This is a genomic window from Caulobacter sp. ALps2, assembly GCF_058681635.1.
On record NZ_CM178743.1, the window covers coordinates 4,195,037 to 4,212,733 of the forward strand.

The 17,697-nt window shown below is 66.1% G+C and carries 16 protein-coding genes; 3 read left to right on the forward strand and 13 right to left on the reverse strand.

Features of this window, described 5'->3' with window-relative positions; all coding sequences use genetic code 11:
* From bamA to rpsB, 9 genes are all read right to left on the reverse strand, one after another.
* On the reverse strand, positions 1 to 2,364 hold the full coding sequence (gene bamA / locus ACW173_RS19810; protein ID WP_492086022.1) for an outer membrane protein assembly factor BamA: 2,364 nt from the start codon (positions 2,362 to 2,364) through the stop codon (positions 1 to 3).
* 20 nt (positions 2,365 to 2,384) lie between these two features.
* Complete coding sequence (locus tag ACW173_RS19815; protein ID WP_492081792.1) at positions 2,385 to 3,581, reverse strand: M50 family metallopeptidase; 1,197 nt, start codon at positions 3,579 to 3,581, stop codon at positions 2,385 to 2,387.
* Positions 3,582 to 3,602: 21 nt separating this feature from the next.
* The gene (gene dxr, locus ACW173_RS19820; protein WP_492081793.1) at positions 3,603 to 4,802 is read right to left on the reverse strand and encodes a 1-deoxy-D-xylulose-5-phosphate reductoisomerase; all 1,200 of its coding nucleotides are present in this window, start codon (positions 4,800 to 4,802) and stop codon (positions 3,603 to 3,605) included.
* Positions 4,790 to 5,635: a phosphatidate cytidylyltransferase gene (locus tag ACW173_RS19825; RefSeq protein WP_492081794.1), complete on the reverse strand. Its 846-nt coding sequence runs from the start codon at positions 5,633 to 5,635 to the stop codon at positions 4,790 to 4,792. Before ACW173_RS19825 ends, dxr begins: the two co-directional genes overlap by 13 nt.
* Positions 5,595 to 6,371, reverse strand: coding sequence for a polyprenyl diphosphate synthase (uppS, locus tag ACW173_RS19830; protein ID WP_492081795.1), 777 nt, complete (start codon positions 6,369 to 6,371; stop codon positions 5,595 to 5,597). The genes ACW173_RS19825 and uppS overlap by 41 nt, the downstream gene beginning before the upstream one ends.
* A 49-nt stretch (positions 6,372 to 6,420) precedes the next feature.
* Positions 6,421 to 6,987, reverse strand: a complete 567-nt coding sequence (gene frr, locus ACW173_RS19835) for a ribosome recycling factor (protein WP_492081796.1) — start codon at positions 6,985 to 6,987, stop codon at positions 6,421 to 6,423.
* 26 nt (positions 6,988 to 7,013) lie between these two features.
* Entirely contained in the window at positions 7,014 to 7,751 is a 738-nt protein-coding gene (pyrH, locus tag ACW173_RS19840; RefSeq protein WP_492081797.1) for a UMP kinase, read from the reverse strand.
* Between the two features lie 188 nt (positions 7,752 to 7,939).
* On the reverse strand, positions 7,940 to 8,878 hold the full coding sequence (gene tsf / locus ACW173_RS19845) for a translation elongation factor Ts (RefSeq protein ID WP_492081798.1): 939 nt from the start codon (positions 8,876 to 8,878) through the stop codon (positions 7,940 to 7,942).
* A 149-nt stretch (positions 8,879 to 9,027) separates the two neighbouring features.
* On the reverse strand, positions 9,028 to 9,897 hold the full coding sequence (gene rpsB, locus ACW173_RS19850) for a 30S ribosomal protein S2 (protein ID WP_492081799.1): 870 nt from the start codon (positions 9,895 to 9,897) through the stop codon (positions 9,028 to 9,030).
* A 366-nt stretch (positions 9,898 to 10,263) separates the two neighbouring features.
* Here rpsB and ACW173_RS19855 point away from each other — a divergent pair, with 366 nt between their 5' ends.
* Positions 10,264 to 10,914 (forward strand): haloacid dehalogenase-like hydrolase, encoded by a 651-nt coding sequence (locus ACW173_RS19855; RefSeq protein ID WP_492081800.1) that lies wholly within the window; start codon positions 10,264 to 10,266, stop codon positions 10,912 to 10,914.
* 68 nt (positions 10,915 to 10,982) lie between these two features.
* Positions 10,983 to 11,525, forward strand: a complete 543-nt coding sequence (locus ACW173_RS19860; RefSeq protein WP_492081801.1) for a GNAT family N-acetyltransferase — start codon at positions 10,983 to 10,985, stop codon at positions 11,523 to 11,525.
* 49 nt (positions 11,526 to 11,574) lie between these two features.
* Here the strand turns inward: ACW173_RS19860 and ACW173_RS19865 are convergent, their stop codons facing one another.
* From ACW173_RS19865 to ACW173_RS19880, 4 genes are all read right to left on the reverse strand, one after another.
* Positions 11,575 to 11,925, reverse strand: a complete 351-nt coding sequence (locus ACW173_RS19865; protein ID WP_492081802.1) for a GFA family protein — start codon at positions 11,923 to 11,925, stop codon at positions 11,575 to 11,577.
* A gap of 59 nt (positions 11,926 to 11,984) precedes the next feature.
* Positions 11,985 to 15,416: a DNA polymerase III subunit alpha gene (gene dnaE / locus ACW173_RS19870; protein ID WP_492081803.1), complete on the reverse strand. Its 3,432-nt coding sequence runs from the start codon at positions 15,414 to 15,416 to the stop codon at positions 11,985 to 11,987.
* 23 nt (positions 15,417 to 15,439) lie between these two features.
* Entirely contained in the window at positions 15,440 to 15,529 is a 90-nt protein-coding gene (gene sidA, locus ACW173_RS19875; RefSeq protein ID WP_156136740.1) for a cell division inhibitor SidA, read from the reverse strand.
* Positions 15,530 to 15,632: 103 nt separating this feature from the next.
* Positions 15,633 to 16,574, reverse strand: coding sequence for an IS481 family transposase (locus tag ACW173_RS19880; RefSeq protein ID WP_492081804.1), 942 nt, complete (start codon positions 16,572 to 16,574; stop codon positions 15,633 to 15,635).
* Between the two features lie 152 nt (positions 16,575 to 16,726).
* Here ACW173_RS19880 and ACW173_RS19885 point away from each other — a divergent pair, with 152 nt between their 5' ends.
* Entirely contained in the window at positions 16,727 to 17,683 is a 957-nt protein-coding gene (locus ACW173_RS19885; protein WP_492086023.1) for a nucleoside hydrolase, read from the forward strand.
* The last annotated feature ends 14 nt before the right edge of the window (positions 17,684 to 17,697 follow it).

The window sequence follows — 17,697 nt, forward strand, 5'->3', positions numbered from 1 at the left end:
TTATTGGAACCTTGTGGAGGTGGAGAACCGGAACGTTTCGGTTCGGTCGTAGCTTTCCTTGGCCAAAATACGGCTGATATCGAATCGAATGGGACCCATGGGGGACTTCCAGTCGATCGAGATGCCGGCCGTGGCGCGCAGGCCAAGGTTATCCTTGATGTTGGGATCGAAGACGCCGGGTGACCTCTGGCGATCCACGTCATCCAGCAGACCGGCCGTGCCCACGTCGCTGAACAGCGCGGCCTTGATGCCATACTGCTCGGGCAGGAAGGTCGGGACGGTCAGCTCGAAAGTGCTGATGGCGTAAAGCTTGGCGCCCATCGAGTTGTTCGTGCTCGAAATGTCGCGCGGACCGATACCGGCGATCTCGAAGCCGCGGAACGAGGTGCCACCGCGATAGAAGCGGTCGTTGATGCGGACGTTGTCGCCGCCCCAGCCCTCGATATAGCCGAACGAGCCGGTGGCGCTGAAGATCAGGTCCTTGGTGAAGCCCCAGTACCAGCCGGCGTCGGCTTCGGTCTTGAGGTATTTCACATCGCCGCCGATGCCGGCCAGGTCCTGGTTCAGGTCGGCGAACCAGCCGCGGGTCGGGTTGATCGGGTCGTTGCGCTTGTCGATGCGCAGGCCGTAACCGACCAGCGAGGTGATGTAGGCGCCGCGCTGCAGGCAGAGGATCTGCGAAACCGAACCGCTGGTGCAGAGGCTGTCGGCCACGTCCACGTTGTCCTGACGGATCGTGTAGCGCAGGCTCATCGACGCATCGTTGGTCAGCGGGAAGCCGAAGCGAACGTCGCCGCCGACCGACTTGGTGTCGTAGGCCGCGTAGTCCGACAGGTCGTAGCGGAACGTATACAGGTTCACGCCGGCGACCAGATTGCGGCCCAGGAAGCGCGGCTCGGAGAAGCCGAAGTCGATCTGCTGGCGCAGCGAGCCGACCGAGGCGCGAGCCCGCAGGTTCTGGCCGCGACCACGGAAGTTCCGCTCGGTGATGCCTACGTCCAGGACCAGCTTGTCGATAGAGCTGTAGCCGGCGCTGAACGACAGTTCGCCCGTGGGCTGCTCCTCGACCTTGACCCGCAGGCTGGTGCGGTCCGGGGCCGAGCCTGGCGCGTCCTCGATCTCGACTTCCTTGAAGAAGCCCAGACGGCGGATGTTGTTCTTGGAGCGGTCGACCAGGACGCGGTTGTAGGCGTCGCCCTCGGCCACTTCCAGTTCGCGACGCAGGACGTAGTCCAGCGTGCGGGTGTTGCCGACGATGTCGATGCGGTCGACATAGACGCGTGGGCCTTCACGGACCTGGAAGACCACGTCGACGGTCTTGGTCTCGCGGTTGGGCACGTAGCGCGGACGCACGTCCACGAAGGCGAAGCCGGCGGCGCCCGCCGCGAAGGTCAGGGCGTCCGTGGCCTGCTCGATCTTCTCGTCTTCGTACAGCTGACCGGCGCGGATCGGCAGAATCTGAGCCAGCAGATTTCCGTCCAGCTTTTTCAATTCGGTCTCGACGGTCACCTTGCCGAATTTGTACTTCGGGCCCTCGTCCAGGGTGTAGGTGACGGCGAAGCCGTTCTTGTCCGGCGCCAGTTCGGCCACCGATGAGACGACGCGGAAATCGAAGAAGCCCCGGTTGCGGTAGTGCTTGCGCAGTTGCTCGCGGTCGTACTCGATCCGGTCGGGGTCGTAGTTGTCGTTGCTGGTCAGGATCTTGTACCAGCGGCTTTCCTTGGTCACGACCACGTCACGCAGGTCGTTGTCCGAGTACTCGCTGTTGCCCAGGAAGTTGATCCCGAGCACGCCGCTCTTGGGGCCTTCGGCGATTTCAAAGACCAGGTCGACGCGCTTCTGCGGCAGCTCGACCACCTTGGGCGTCACCGTCGCCGAGATGCGGCCCGAACGACGATACAGTTCGATGATGCGCTGGACGTCGGCCTGGACCTTGGCGCGGGTGAAGATACCGCGCGGGCGGATCTGCACTTCGTCCTTCAGCTTGTCTTCCTTCAGGGACGAATTCCCTTCGAAGACCACCTGGTTGATGATCGGGTTCTCGACCACCTTCACGATCAGGTCGCCGCCCTGCATCTCGATCTTCACGTCGGCGAACAGGTCCGTGCGGGCCAGGGTCTTCAGCGCCAGGTCGAGGCGCTGGGAGTCGACCGTGTCGCCAGGCTGAATCGGCAGATACGACAGAACCGTGCCCTGCTCGATGCGTTCATTGCCCTGAACGACGATGCGCTGGACCACTCCGGTTTGAGCGGACTGCGCGAAGGCCTGCTGCGGAGCCACCAGGGCCGTCGAGCCGAGGAGCAGCGCCATACCCGTGGCGAACGCGGCGCTTTGGGCGCGAAGTTTGTTCATGTGACCAATCATGGACGGAGGGCGGGCGCTGTTCACGTGAACAGTCCGCCGATGAATTTGAACACGTCGTAGCGGTTGAGGTCGTTCCACGCCGCGAACAGCATGAAACCCAGGATCAAGGCAAGCCCCGCGCGGAAACCGGCGGCTTGGAAATCCGCCCGCAGAGGACGTTTGGCGATGGCTTCGTAGGCGTACATCAGGAGATGACCGCCATCGAGGACGGGGATCGGCAGAAGGTTCATGAAGCCGATGCTGACCGACAGGCTGGCGATCAGCAGCATCGACGAAATGAAGACTCGCAGCGCCATCGTGGCGACATCGGGTGCGCCCGCGGCGCTGGCCTTGGTCACCGCGCCGGCGGTGTGGCCGATGCCGATCAGGCCGCTGATCTGGTCGGCGGGCAGCTGACCCGTGACGAGACGGCCCAGATAGAAGCCGATCGTCTTGATCATGTTCCAGACCTCGGCCGTGGCGTCGGGAATGGCCGACAGCACGCTGGAGCGCTTGAACTGGGTGATCCCGGCGTTTTCGATGCCTAGCTGACCGGTTTTCATGCGGCCGGTGATCTTGTCGTTGATCTCGACCAGTCGCGGCGTGGCGGTCAGTTCGACCTGCTGCTGGCCGCGCGTGACCGTGAAGTGGATCGGCAGATTGGCGCGCAGCGAGACGTAGCCCTGCAGGTCCTGGAAAGTGCCGATCTTGCGGCCGTCGGCGGCGACGATCACGTCACCCTTCTTGAAGCCGGCCGCTTCGGCCGCGCCGCCGGGAACGACGCCGTTGACGCTGGCCGCGCGCTGGGGCGTGCCCACCATGACCAGGAAGACGGCCATGATCAGGATGGCCAGGACAAAGTTCGAGATCGGGCCGGCCGCGGCGATGATCGCCCGCTGCCAAACCGGCTTGAAATGGAAGTACTTGGCGACGCCCGCCTCCCCTTCCCGCCGCACGATCGACTCGCGCATGGCGTCCAGGTTGTCCTGGTCGGGCACGCTGGCGGCGTTCTCGTCGCCGGAGAAGCGCACATAGCCGCCCAGCGGGATGGAGGCGATCCGCCACTCGACGCCGTGCTTGTCACGCCAAGAGACCAGCGGCGGGCCAAAACCCAGCGAGAAGCAGTCGATCGCGACGCCGCAAGCGCGCGCGGCCCAGTAGTGCCCCAGCTCGTGGATGGTCACCACGACGGACAGCACGAAGACCGTGGACAGGATGAAGATCAAAACGTCGGTCATGAGATGGCCGGGTCCCCCGGGTCAGCGCCCGCGATGCTTTTGCGCGACAACCTCGGCCGCAATGCGGCGAGCGCTGGCGTCGATCATCATCGCGTTATCGACCGCGTCATTATCAGTGACGGAGAGACTACCAAGACTGTTCATACGCTCGAGGGTCCCCGCCACCGAGGCGGCAATATCGAGAAACCCGATACGCCGGTCAAGGAAGGCCGCCACGGCGACCTCATTGGCCGCATTCATAGCGGCCGGCGCGGCCCCCGCCAGACGCAACGCCTCGCGGGCGATCTCGATCGACGGGAAGCGATCCAGGTCCGGCGATTCGAAGGTCAGCTGCCCGTAGCCGGCCAGATCCAGGCGCGGCGCGGGCCACGGCAGACGGTCCGGCCAGGAGAAGGCGCAGGCGATCGGGCTGCGCATGTCCGGCGCGCCCAGCTGGGCCAGGGTCGAGCCGTCGACATACTCCACCAGGCTATGGATCACGGACTGAGGATGCACCACGACGTCGACACGATCTTCCGGAGTTCCGAACAGGTAGGAAGCCTCGATCATCTCGAGCCCCTTGTTCATCATCGTCGCGGAATCGACCGAAATCTTGGCGCCCATTGACCAGTTGGGATGGGCGATGGCCTGTTCCGGGGTCGCGGCGGCCATGGCGGCCTTGTCCCAGGTGCGGAATGGACCGCCCGAGGCGGTCAGAATCAGGCGGGCCACGCGGTGAGCGCACTCTGGCTGGAGCACCTGGAATATTGCGGAATGTTCGGAATCGACCGGTATCACCGAGCCGCCGGCCGCCTTGGCGATGGCCAGCAGCGCCGGCCCGGCGCAGACGAGGCTTTCCTTGTTGGCCAAGGCGATGACCGCGCCGGTGCGGGCGGCGGCCACGGTGGGCGCCAGGCCCGCCGCGCCGACGATCGCCGACATCACCCAGTCCGCGCCCATGGCGGCGGCCTCGCTGACCGCGGCCGCGCCAGCGGCGGCGCGCACGCCGGTCCCGACCAAGCCGTCCCTCAGTTGCTGGAGCTTGGTCTCGTCCTCGATCACCGCGACGTGAGGCTTCCAGCGCAACGCCTGCTGGATCAGGCGTTCGACATTGCGCCCGGCCGTCAAGGCCAGGATCTCGACCGGCGCCCCCGATTCCTCGAACAGACTCAGGGTCGAAACGCCGATCGATCCCGTCGAGCCCAGCACCACCACCTTACGGGTCAAGGTCAATGGCCCCACTTCACGTGGTCGACCAAGCGGACGGCGGCGACGACGATCGCCGCGAACATCAGGCCGTCGACACGATCCAGCAGGCCGCCATGGCCCGGGATGATGTCGCCGCTGTCCTTCACGCCGAACCGGCGCTTGAGGATCGATTCCCAAAGGTCGCCAGCCATGGTCGCGAGGCCGCCCAGCAAGCCAATCAGGGCCGCCGCCGGCCAGACCAGCTTCAGATGGGCGAAATGGGCCACCAGGACCGCCCCGATCGTCGCGGCCACCAGCCCCCCGATAAAGCCCGACCAGGTCTTGTTCGGCGAGATCTGGGGCCAGAGCTTCGGCCCCTTGAACAGACTGCCGACCAGATAGGCGAAGATGTCAGCGAACCAGGTCACCACGAACAGCAGAAGCGTCCACCATAGGCCATCCGGCAGCGAGCGAACCCAGACCAGGGCGATGACGGCTGGAGCGATATAGACCACGCCATAAGCCGCGTCGGCCCGGCGTTCGACCGCGCCGCGCGCGATCAGGCCCGCGAGAAATGCGCCGGCCAGCACGACCGACCAGGCGATAAAGAAGCTGTGCAGGTAGGCGGCGATGACCGCGATCGCGCAGAACAGGCCGACCACGGCGCCGACGGCGTTGGGCGACTTGGGCGCGCTGATCTTGCCCCACTCACGGGCCAGCAGACCCGTGCAGACCAAGGCAAGAGCCAGGAACCAGAAGTTCCCCAGCCAGACCGCGGCCACGACCATAGGCACGAGCACGGTGGCCGAAACCACACGCGTCTTCAGATTGCTCCAGTTGAAGCGCTTAGCCGGCGACGGCGACGTCATCGGCCGCGATCCCTCCATAACGTCGATCCCGACGGCGATAGTCGGCGATGGCGGCCGCCAGGGCCTCGGGGCCATAGTCGGGCCAGAGCACGTCCTGGAAAACGAGCTCGGCGTAGGCGCAATCCCACAGCAGGAAGTTCGAGATGCGGCGCTCGCCGCTGGTGCGCACGATCAAGTCCGGGGCCGGCGCCGAGGCGGTCGACAGGAACCGCTCGAACGTCTCTTCGGTCAGGTCCGAAGCCTTGGCCTCGCCCCGCTCGACCTTTTCGGCGAAAGCGCGAGCGGCGTCGGCGATGTCGGCTTGGCCGCCATAGTTGAAGGCCACCTGCAGCGTGAAATCGCTATTGCCTTCGGTCCGGCGTTCCGCTCGCTCGATCACCTCGGCGATGTCGGCCGACAGGCCCGTGCGACGGCCGATGATGCGGACGCGCACGCCCGCCTTGGCAAGCCGCTCCAGGTCCGATTCGACATAGGCCTTGAGCAGGTTCATCAGCTCGGAGACCTCGTGGGCCGGCCGGCGCCAGTTTTCGGTCGAGAAGCCGAAGACCGTCAGCACGCCGACATTCTGGCTCTGGGCGCCCTCGACGGTGCGCTTCAGGGCGTTGACCCCGGCGCGATGGCCGAGGACGCGCGGCATGCCCCGCTGCTTCGCCCAGCGGCCGTTGCCATCCATGATAATGGCCACGTGCAGACGATGACCGGCGGCGCCGTCGGCGCGCTCCGAAACGTTCTGCAGACCGGTGGTCGCCGGCATTCTCTTCAACCTTCCCTCGTCGTCCCCCACTAACTCCCAGGGAGGGCGATTAGACCTGCATGATCTCTTGTTCTTTGGTTTTCAAGGCCTCGTCGACGCGCTTGATGGCTTCGTCGGTCATCTTCTGGACCTCGGTTTCCATCTTCTTGCGCTCGTCCTCGGCGATCGCGCCGTCCTTCTCGGCCTTCTTCAGATCGTCATTGGCGTCACGGCGGACGTTACGGACGGCGATCTTCTGTTGCTCGGCGTATTTGCCGGCGATCTTGGAGAGATCCTTGCGGCGCTCCTCGGTCAGCGGCGGGATCGGAATGCGCAGATTCTGACCTTCGACGACCGGGTTCAGGCCCAGGCCCGACGCGCGGATCGCCTTCTCGACCGAGACGACAACGCCTCGGTCCCAGACGCTGACATTGATCTGACGCGGCTCGGGCACGCTGACCGAAGCCACCGCGTTCAGCGGCGTGGTCGAGCCATAGGCTTCGACCATCACCTGATCCAGCAGGCTGGCCGACGCGCGACCGGTGCGAAGGCTGCCGAACTCTTCCTTCAGAGCGGCGACGGCTTTGTCCATGCGATCGCGGTAGCGGGCCAGGACGGGTTTCTCGGCGGCGGCCATAGGGCTCTCCTCGCTTTTCTCGAGACTTAAGCGGCGCGGTCGGAGACCACGGTGTGGGTCCCCTCGCCTCGCAGGACGGTCAGCAGGTTGCCGCGTCCCTTGATCGAGAAGACGATGATCGGAATGTTGCTGTCGCGCATCAACGCCACGGCCGAGGCGTCCATGACCCGCAGGTCCTTGGCCAGGACGTCCATATAGGTCAGGTGGTCGTAGCGCTCGGCCGTCGGGTCCTTCTTGGGGTCGGCCGTGTAGACGCCGTCGACGCTGGTGCCCTTGAACAGGGCGTCGCACTGCATCTCGGCCGCGCGCAGGGCCGCGGCGGTGTCGGTGGTGAAGAACGGGTTGCCGGTGCCGGCGGCGAAGATCACGACGCGGCCCTTCTCCAGGTGGCGCTGGGCGCGGCGGCGGATGTAGGGCTCGCAGACGGTGGCCATCGGAATGGCCGACTGCACGCGCGTCTGGACGCCGATGCGCTCCAGCGCGTCCTGCATGGCCAGGGCGTTCATGACGGTGGCCAGCATGCCCATGTAGTCGGCGCTGGACCGCTCCATGCCCTTGGCCGCGCCGGCCATGCCGCGGAAGATGTTGCCGCCGCCGATCACCAGGCACAGCTCGACGCCCGACTTGACGATTTCGGCGACGTCCTGCGCGACGGATTGGACGGTGTTGGTGTCGATACCGTAGGGCGTGTCGCCCATCAGGACCTCGCCAGACACCTTCAGCAGGATGCGGCGATATTTCTGGGGCGCGCTGGTATCGGACATGGGACCGCTATTCCTGAGTCGTCGGCACGCACATTACGTGCGTTCTACAGAAGTGGGGTGGGTTTTGCCAACCGTCCTCGCCCTCTGGCGGGGATGTCGAACGGCAGGCGCAAAAAGGGCGCGGCGCGCGTCTGCGCGCGCCGCGCCCTGGATGTTCGCCGGGCCCTTAAGGCCTCAGCGGTCAAGCCTTAGGCCTGGCCGGTCATCGAAGCGACTTCGGCGGCGAAGTCGTCTTGCTTCTTTTCCACGCCTTCGCCCAGGGCCAGACGGGTGAAGCCCTTGATGGTGATCGGCGCGCCCAGCGTCTTGCCGGTCTCGGCGACCAGCTGCTCGACGGTCTGATCCGGGTTCATGACGAAGGCTTGCTTCAGCAGCACGACTTCTTCCAGGAACTTGCGGATGCGGCCTTCGATCATCTTTTCGACGACCGCCGGCGGCTTGCCCGACTCCAGAGCCTGCTCGGTGAACACGGCCTTTTCACGCTCGATGGCGGCCGGGTCCAGATCGTCCGGCGACAGCGAAAGCGGGGCGGTCGCGGCGACGTGCATGGCGATCTTGCGGCCCAGCTCGCGCAGGGCGGCCTTGTCGCCGGTCGACTCCACGGCCACCAGCACGCCGATGCGACCGAGGTCCGGCGCGGTGGCGTTGTGGATGTACGAGGCGACGACGCCGTTCTCGACGGTGTGCTTGGCCGCGCGACGAACCATCATGTTCTCGCCGATCGTGGCGATCAGGTTCGTCAGGTGGTCCTGCACGCTCTCGCCGCCGGCCAGCTTGGCCGCGGTGATGGCGTCGATCGAACCGTCGGTGCCCAGAGCGGCGCCGGCGATCTGGCGAGCAGCGCCTTGGAACATGTCGTTGCGCGACACGAAGTCGGTTTCGGCGTTCACTTCGACGGCCGTGGCGGTTTCACCCGCGCCTTGGTCGGCGGTGGCGACGGCCACCAGACCTTCGGCGGCGGCGCGGTCGGCCTTCTTGGCGGCCTTGGACAGGCCCTTGGCGCGCAGCCAGTCGATGGACGCTTCGATGTCGCCGTTGTTTTCCGACAGCGCCTTCTTGCAGTCCATCATGCCGACGCCGGACTTTTCGCGCAGTTCTTTGACCAGCGCAGCCGTGATCTCAGCCATGGAAAATCTCCATATTCAAATGGTTAGCGACCGGGCTTGTAGCCCGCCAGGTTCATAACGAGGAGCGACCGGGCTTTTAGCCCGGTCGCATGTCAGGGTCGCGACGGCCTCCCTACCCCGGCCAAGCCAGGCGGGAGGCGCGTGGGAAGTCAGCCTTCGGCCGATTCCGGAGCAGCTTCGGCGGCGGCTTCAGCCGGCGCTTCCGGAGCGGCTTCAACAGCCGGAGTAGCTTCGACAGCGACTTCCGGGGTCGGTTCCGGAGCCAGAGCGCGAGCCAGGGCCGGCTCGGTCGGGTTCACGGCGGCGCCCAGATCGACGCCCGAACCGGCTTGGCCAGCGGCCAGACCGTCGAGAACCGCGTCAGCGATCAGGTCGCAGTACAGCTGCAGGGCGCGGGCGGCGTCGTCGTTGCCCGGGATCGGATAGGTGATGCCGTCCGGATCGCAGTTGGTGTCGAGGATGGCGACGACCGGGATGTTCAGCTTGCGGGCTTCCAGGATCGCGATCGCTTCCTTGTTGGTGTCGATCACGAACATGATGTCGGGGATGCCGCCCATGTCCTTGATGCCGCCCAGCGACAGTTCCAGCTTGTCGCGCTCGCGGGTCAGCTGCAGCAGTTCCTTCTTGGAACGGCCTTGGCCTTCACCCGACAGAACGCCTTCCAGCTCGCGCAGACGCGCGATCGAGCCCGAGACGGTGCGCCAGTTGGTCAGGGTGCCGCCGAGCCAGCGGTGGTTCACATAGTACTGGGCGCAGCGCTTGGCGGCCGTGGCGACCGGGTCGCTGGCCTGACGCTTGGTGCCGACGAACAGCACGCGGCCGCCGGCGGCCGCGACTTCACGGACCTTCACCAGGGCTTGGTGCAGCAGCGGGATCGACTGCGACAGATCGATGATGTGGATGTTCGAGCGCGAACCGAAGATGTAGCGGTCCATCTTCGGGTTCCAGCGGTGCGTCTGGTGGCCGAAGTGGGCGCCGGCTTCCAGGAGCTGACGCATGGAGAATTCGGGAAGAGCCATCGGGCCTTGATCCTTTTTCCGGTTGAACCTCCGCGGACACCCCCGTTCCAGACCATTCTGGAGCGGGACCGGAACGGCGGCGACGGGATGTCTCCCCGAAGCAACCGAACGTCCACGTGTGGAATGGCGGCGCAGATAGGCTCTCATGGCGCAAAAGGCAAGCCCCGAACGCATTTTCCGTCCGTTTCCGGAGCCTTGGACGCATCCGAAATGCCGCTCCATGCCGCCGGATTGCATGATCATCCCCGAAAAACCGCGCCCATCCACCTGTCCTCCACAGTCCTTCCGTCAAATCGTCGTCGTTCCGACACAGAGCCGTGACGCAATTGATGCGCCCCGCCCGCCGGAGGCGCCGGAGAACGGCCCATGCTCGCGGTCTTTGATCTGGACGGAACCCTGCTGGACGGTGACTCCACGGCCCTCTGGCTCTGGGACCGCGTTCGCCGCTCGCCGCTGCGCGCCTTGGCCGCCATGGCGATCCTGCCGTTGGCCGGCCCCATGGTCGCCCTGCCCGCCACCCGCCGCGCCGGGGCCTCGATCCTATTGTGGATCGCCACGGCCGGGCTGTGCGAGCAGGGTCTCCGACAGTCCTGCGCCAGTTTCGGCGAGACGTTCCGAGCCGGTCGCGCCCCCCTCGCCTGGCGCGCCGGCGGCATGGCGGCGCTATGCGAACACCTCCAGGCCGGCGACCGCGTCGTGGTGGTCACCGCCGCGCCAGCCATCCTGGCCAAGGCCCTGATCGGCCCGCTGGGTCACCCGATCGAGGTGCTCGGCACGTCGTTGAAGCGGCGCGGCGGCGGCTGGGTCGCCGACATCCACTGCCGCAACCAACGTAAGTGCCAGGCCCTGGCCGAGGCCGGCCACGGCGAGCATTGGGCATACGCCTATACCGACAGTCTCGACGACCTGCCGCTGCTGCGTGGCGCCGAACGGCCGGTGATCGTCAAGGGCGGCGAGGCGGCGGAGCGTCGACTGTTCCGGGCAGGGGTCGCCAATGGCCGGGCGGCGGCGTGGTAGGACGAGGGGCGCGCCCGAAGACGCCAACGCCCGTTGCGGACATCGGCTCACGAACGCATTCTCGGTCGATGCGGGCGCCGGAAGAGTTCCAGACCGACCGATTGCGGCTCCGCCCGGTCGAACACCCGGACGCCGCGGCGATCTTTCGAACCTATGCCGGCGAGGCCGCGCCGACGCGTTTCATGCCCTTCGCCCGCCACCGTGACGTGGAGGACAGCGCGGCTTTCGCCAAGCGCTGCGAAGATTGCTGGGCGTCCGGCTCGGCCTTCCCCTGGGCCATAATCGAAAAGGCGTCCGGACGCTTCATGGGCGTCATCGAACTGCGACTATCGCCGCCGAAGGCCGATTTCGGCTACATCCTGGGAGCGCCTTTCTGGGGGCGCGGCTTCGCCACCGAAGCCGCATTGACCGTCGTGGCCTGGGCGATCGCCCAGCCCACCATCTCTCGCGTATGGGCCACCTGCCATCCCGACAACGCCGCCTCAGCCGCCGTTCTTCGCAAGGCCGGCCTGAGTCATGAAGCCACGCTGGCCAACTGGGAGGCGCGCCCTCAACTCGGGGAAACGGCGGGTCCGAGCGACTGTTACGCCCTCACGAGGCCGCCGCGTTAGCCGCCTTCGCCGCCGGCCCGATGTTGGCGTTCGGCGGCCGCTCAGGCCTTCAGAAAGACTTCCCGTCCACCGGCTGCGGCTTCACCGCGAACACGTCGACGCCGTCCAGGCAGCGGACATTGATCGCCACCATCTCCTGGCCGTTCGGCGCGGTCCCGCGCCCGAACGACTGGATGCCGCAGGTCTCGCAGAACAGGTGCGCGATCTTTTGGGTGTTGAACCTGTATTCGGTCAGGGCGTCCTCGCCGCTTTTCAGCGCGAAGGCGTCGGCGCCCGCGAAGGCCATGATCGCGCCGGACTTGCCGCACCGCGAGCAGTTGCAGCTGATCAGATCCTCGAGCCCGACCTCGACTTCATAACGCACGCGCCCACACTGACATCCGCCTTCATGCCTGGCCATAAGCCCTCTCTCCAAGCGCCGCGTCAGATCTCTTGCCCGACCGGAATAGGAAAAATTTCCTACACATCTTCCAGTAGCGCCACGCCCGGCGCGGTCTTCAGCGCGCCGCGCAATGCCGCGTCCAGCGTATAACGACCCGGCAGGCGAAGCTCGATCTCGCGGCCGCCGCCGATCGCGGCGACGAAGGTGACCTCCCCGCCTTTCTGGCCCTGGGCAGGCTCCAGGCGGCGCTTGAGGGCCTCGATCTCGGTCGCCGAGGGCGACAGGTGCACGCGCAGACCGGCCACGACATTCTCGATCGCCTTTTCGATCGGCTCGGCGTCGTCGCCGAAGAAGCGGACTTCGCCGTCGCGGGCCTTGGCGCGGACCTTGATGACCACGGCCTTGCCCGGCTCCAGCACGTCCCGGCATTTGCGTAGGCTTTCCGGCGGGAACAGCACCTCGTATTCGCCGGTCGGATCCGACAGCGAGACGAAGGCGAACTTCTCACCGCTCTGCGAGGCGCGCTCCTGGCGGCGACGCACGACACCGCACATGCGCAAGGCCTCCATGCCGGCCTCGGCTTGGGCCATGGCCTCGGTCAGCATCACCGTCCGACGACGGCGCAGCATGCCGACCACGTCCTCCAACGGGTGACCAGTCAGGTAGAAGCCGACGGCCGACAGCTCCTCGTCCAGCAGGTCGACCTGGTTCCAGTTCTCGGTCTTGGCCAGGCGCGGACGCCCAGCGCCCGGATCCGAGCCGAACAGGCCGCCCTGCCCGCCCTGGCGGTCAGCGTGGCAACTCTGGGCGTGGGCGATCAGCACGTCGGCCGAGGCCACGATCTGGGCGCGGTTCTTGTGGATCTGGTCGAATGCCCCGGCCCGGGCCAGGTTTTCGATGGCGCGCTTGTTGACCTGCTTGGGGTCGATCCGTTCGACGAAGTCGAAGATGTCGCGGAACGGCCCGCCTTCCTCGCGGATGGCGACCAGATGCTTCATGGCCTCGAGGCCGACGTTGCGGATGGCGCCCAGGGCGTACAGCACCTCGCCGTTCTCGACCTCGAAGTCGGCGCCCGAGACATTGACGTCCGGCGCCCGGACCGTGATGTCGAACTTGCGGGCGTCCTGGTGGAAGACCGCCAGCTTGTCGGTGTTCGACAAGTCCAGGCTCATCGAGGCGGCGAAGAACTCGACCGGCGTGTTCGCCTTCAGCCAGGCCGTCTGGTACGAAATGAAGGCGTAGGCGGCGGCGTGCGACTTGTTGAAGCCGTAGCCGGCGAACTTGGCCACCAGTTCGAAAATCGAGCCAGACTGCTCTTCGGGGACGTTCTTTTCCTTGGCGCCGGAGACGAAACGGATCTTCTGGAGATCCATCTCCTCCTTCTTCTTCTTACCCATGGCGCGACGCAGAAGGTCGGCTTCGCCCAGGCTGTAGCCCGCCAGGATTTGGGCGATTTGCATCACCTGTTCCTGATAGACGATGACGCCGTAGGTCTCCTTCAGCACCGTCTCCAGCGACGGATGCAGGGTATCGACGGGCTTTCGGCCGAACTTACAGTCGACGAAGGTGTCGATATTATCCATCGGACCCGGGCGATAGAGCGAGATCAGCGCCGTGATCTCCTCGATCGAGCCGCAGCGCATCTTGCGCAGCGTGTCGCGCATGCCCTGGCTTTCCAACTGGAACACGCCGACCGTCTGGCCCGAGGCGAGCAGCTCGTAGGTCGTGGTGTCGTCGAAGGGCAGCTTGCCGAGGTCGATCTCGAAGCCGCGCTTCTTCAAGTGTTTCACCGCGCGGTCCAGCACCGTCAGGGTCTTCAGGCCCAGGAAGTCGAACTTCACCAGGCCCGCGCTCTCGACCCATTTCATATTGAACTGGGTGGCCGGCAGGTCCGAGCGCGGATCCTTATAGAGCGGGGTCAGCTGGGTGAGTGGCCGATCGCCAATCACCACGCCGGCGGCGTGGGTCGAGGCGTTACGGAACAGGCCTTCCAGCTGCAGAGCCACATCCAGACAGGCCGAGACGTTGGCGTCTTCCTTCTTGGCCTGCTTTAGGCGCGGCTCCAGGTCGATGGCCTGGGCCAGGGTCACCGGCGCGGCCGGGTTGTTGGGCACCATCTTGCAGAGACGGTCGACCAGGCCCAGCGGCAGCTGCATCACGCGTCCGACGTCGCGCAGCACGGCGCGAGCCTGCAAGGAACCGAAGGTGATGATCTGGGCCACGCGGTCGCGGCCGTACTTCTCTTGCACGTAGGAGATCACCTCTTCGCGCCGCTCCTGGCAGAAGTCGACGTCGAAGTCGGGCATCGAAACCCGTTCGGGATTGAGGAAACGTTCGAACAGCAGGCCAAAACGCAGCGGGTCGAGGTCGGTGATGGTCAACACCCAGGCGACCAGCGAACCGGCGCCCGAACCCCGCCCCGGACCGACCGGAATGCCGTGGGTCTTCCCCCACTTGATGAAGTCCGACACGATCAGGAAGTAGCCGGGGAAGCCCATCTTCTTGATGATGTCGAGCTCGAACTCCAGCCGCTTCCAGTAGTCCTCTTCGGGAGCGGACAGGGTCAGGCCCACGAAGCGCGCCTTCAGACCTTCCCGCGCCTGGTGCTCCAGCTCCTCGGCCTCGTTGCGGCCGTCGCCGGTCGGGAAACTAGGCAGGATGGGGTCGCGCTTATGCACCATGAAGGCGCAGCGGCGGGCGATATCTAGCGTGTTGTCGCAGGCTTCCGGCAGATCGGAGAACAGCTTGCGCATGTCCGCGGCCGGCTTGAACCAGTGCTCGGGCGTAACGCGGCGACGCTCGTCCTGTCCGACGAACGCGCCGTCGGAAATGCACAGCAGCGCGTCGTGCGCGTCGTAGAAGCTTTCCTTGGCGAAATAGACGTCATTGGTCGCTACCAGCGGAACGTCATTCTCGTAGGCCCAATTAACCAGGCCCGGCTCGGCCGCCGCCTGCTTGGGCAGGCCGTGCCGTTGCAGCTCGACATAGAAGCGGTCACCGAACACTCGGTGCATCTCGGCCAGGGCCGCCGAGGCCTCGGCGGTCTTGCCGGCGGCGAGCAGAGCGTCGACCGGACCGTCCGTGCCGCCCGACAGCAGGATCAGCCCCTCGCTATGCTCCGCGACCTTGGCCCAGGGCACGACGGGCTCGGGCAGTTCGGCGCTGTCGAGATAGGCGATCGACGACAGTTCCGAGAGGTTCAGATAGCCCAGCTCATTCTGCGCCAGCAGCATGATCGTCGGGGCGCGGGCCCAGCGCTCCGTCGGGCCGCCGCCGATGCCGACGACGGGGATGGCGCAGCCGATGATCGGCTGGACCCCGGCGTCCTTGGCGTAGGACGAGTACTCTAGGGCCCCGAACAGGTTGGCGCGATCGGCGATCGCCGCCGCCGGCATGCCCGCCGCGGCGGCCAGCTTGCCGATCTGGTCGGCCTTGATAGCGCCTTCCAGCAGCGAATAGGCCGAGCGGACCCGCAGGTGGACGAACCCTTGTCCTTCCGCGTCCGCCATGGCCGATCTCCGCTCTACACGACTCAGGCCACCAACTGGGCGACCGTACACATCATCCAGACGAAGCTGGCGACCGACACAAGGGCCAAAGACTCACGCGCGATACGGATCATAGGAGCCTCCACAGATTTCTTGTTTTGTTCCATATTCCGGTTTTGTTCTGTTCACAAGATGTTCCGCGACGTTCCACCGCATTTTCTTCGCCCGAGTCACGCGCTAGCTGTCGTTTCCAAGAAGGTTGTTCACACGCTGCCAGGGGGTGAGGCCTTTGATGCCGGCGTGTGGACGCTTGAGGTTGTAGGCGTCCGTCCAGGGCTTGATGGCCTTGGCGCGGTCGTCCGAGCAGGCGTAGGGCCGGCCATAGGCCCACTCGCGCAGGCTGGTTTGGATGAAGCGCTCGGCCTTGCCGTTGGTGCGAGGGGTGTAGGGCCGGGTTCGCACGTGCCTGGCGCCGGCGGCCTGGAGGGCCTTGGCGAACAGCTTGGAGCGATAGGCCGAGCCGTTGTCGGTCATCACCCGCTGGACGGTGACGCCGTGGCGGGCGAGCCAGGCCAGGGCGCGTTGGAGGAAGGCGGTCGTATCGTGCTGGCCTTCGGACGGCAGGACCTCGGTATAGGCCAGGCGCGAGGCGTCATCGACGCAGACGTGCAGGAAGTCCCAGCCGGCCTTGCGCGAGCGGCCCAGGCGAGGGTCGCCGGTGACGCGGTGGCCCTGGGTGTTGAACTTGCCCAGCTTCTTGATGTCCAGGTGGATCATCTCGCCGGGCGCGGCGCGTTCGTAGCGGACGATCGGGACCTTCGGATCCAGGGCCGTCAGCTTGCCCAGGCCCAGTCGCCGCAGGATCAAGCCTACCGTCGAGCGGGCCAGGCCCAGGGCCTGGGCGATGGCCGGACCAGTCATCCGCTGGCGGCGCAGCACCCCGATCTGCTCGACCACCCCGGCCGGCGTCTTGCGCGGACATCGGCGCGGCGCCGAGCTGCGGTCGTGATGCCTTCGCTCGCCGCCCCGCCGATGCCGCTGCAGCCACTTGCTGGCCGTGCGCCGGGAAACACCCGAGGCCTCGGCGGCCCGCGCCACCGACCAGCCCTGGTGTTCGATGCGGAAAATCATCAGGGCTCGACCAACAGGCGTCAGCCGAGCATTCTTGTGCATGTTCATCCGGGGTCTCCCGGCTTGGAGGTTGGAGCGTCGCAACCCCAGCTTCTCAGCCCGACCCCGGGTGAACAACCTTCATAGCTTCGACAGCTAGGCCGCCCTCGGCATCGACCTTCGATATGGTCAAGGCCGCCGGATCGGTTCAGATCGACGCCATGCGCCTGATCATCGATACCGACACCGCCGGCGACGACGTCTTCTCGCTGATGCTGGCCCTTACCCGCCCTGGCGTGACCGTCGAGGCCATCACGATCGCCCACGGCAATGTCGGCTTCGTGCAGCACGCCGAGAACGCCCTGCTGACGTTGGAGACCTGCGGCAAGGCCGGAATCCCGGTTTATCTGGGCGCCCAGACGCCGTTCACTCGCGCGCCCTTGGACGCGGCCTATGTCTTCGGTCATGACGGCATGAGCGACAGCGGTTTCCCCAGGACCGCCCAGCGCCCCGCTGACGGTCATGCGGTCGACGAACTGGTGCGGCGGATCATGGGCGCGCCGGGCGAGATCACCCTGATCGCCCAGGCCCCGCTGACCAATATCGCCCTGGCTTACCTGCGCGAGCCGCGCATCGCCAAGGCGTTGAAGCACCTGTGGGTGATGGGCGGAACCGACAACGGCGTCGGCAATGTCACGCCGGCGGCCGAGTACAATTTCTATGTCGATCCGGAGGCGGCCAAGATCGTCGTCAACGCCGGCTTCAACCTTTCGATCGCCACCTGGACCCTTACCCTGCGGGACGGTCTGTGGCGTACGGCGCAGCTGGCCGCGCTGGAGGCCCTGAGCACCGGCAAGGCGAAGTTCTTCACCGACGTGAACCGCGCCTCCCTGGCCTTCGCCCGCGAGACCGAGGGGCTGGACGGCAGCCTGCATCCGGACGCCCTCACCTGCGCCATCGCCCTGGACGAGCGCCTGATCCTGGAGGCCGAGGACTGCGTGATCGATGTCGAGACCCTGGGCGAGCTGACCCGCGGGTATCTGTCCGTCTCGCACTCGATCCTGCCTGATATCGAGATCGCCGACCCAGCCCTGAAGCGTCGACTACCCAACGCAAGGGTGATCAAGAAGATCGATCAGGCCGGCTTCTTCGCAGCCATGAAACAGGCGCTGCTTTAACTTATTCGCAGCGG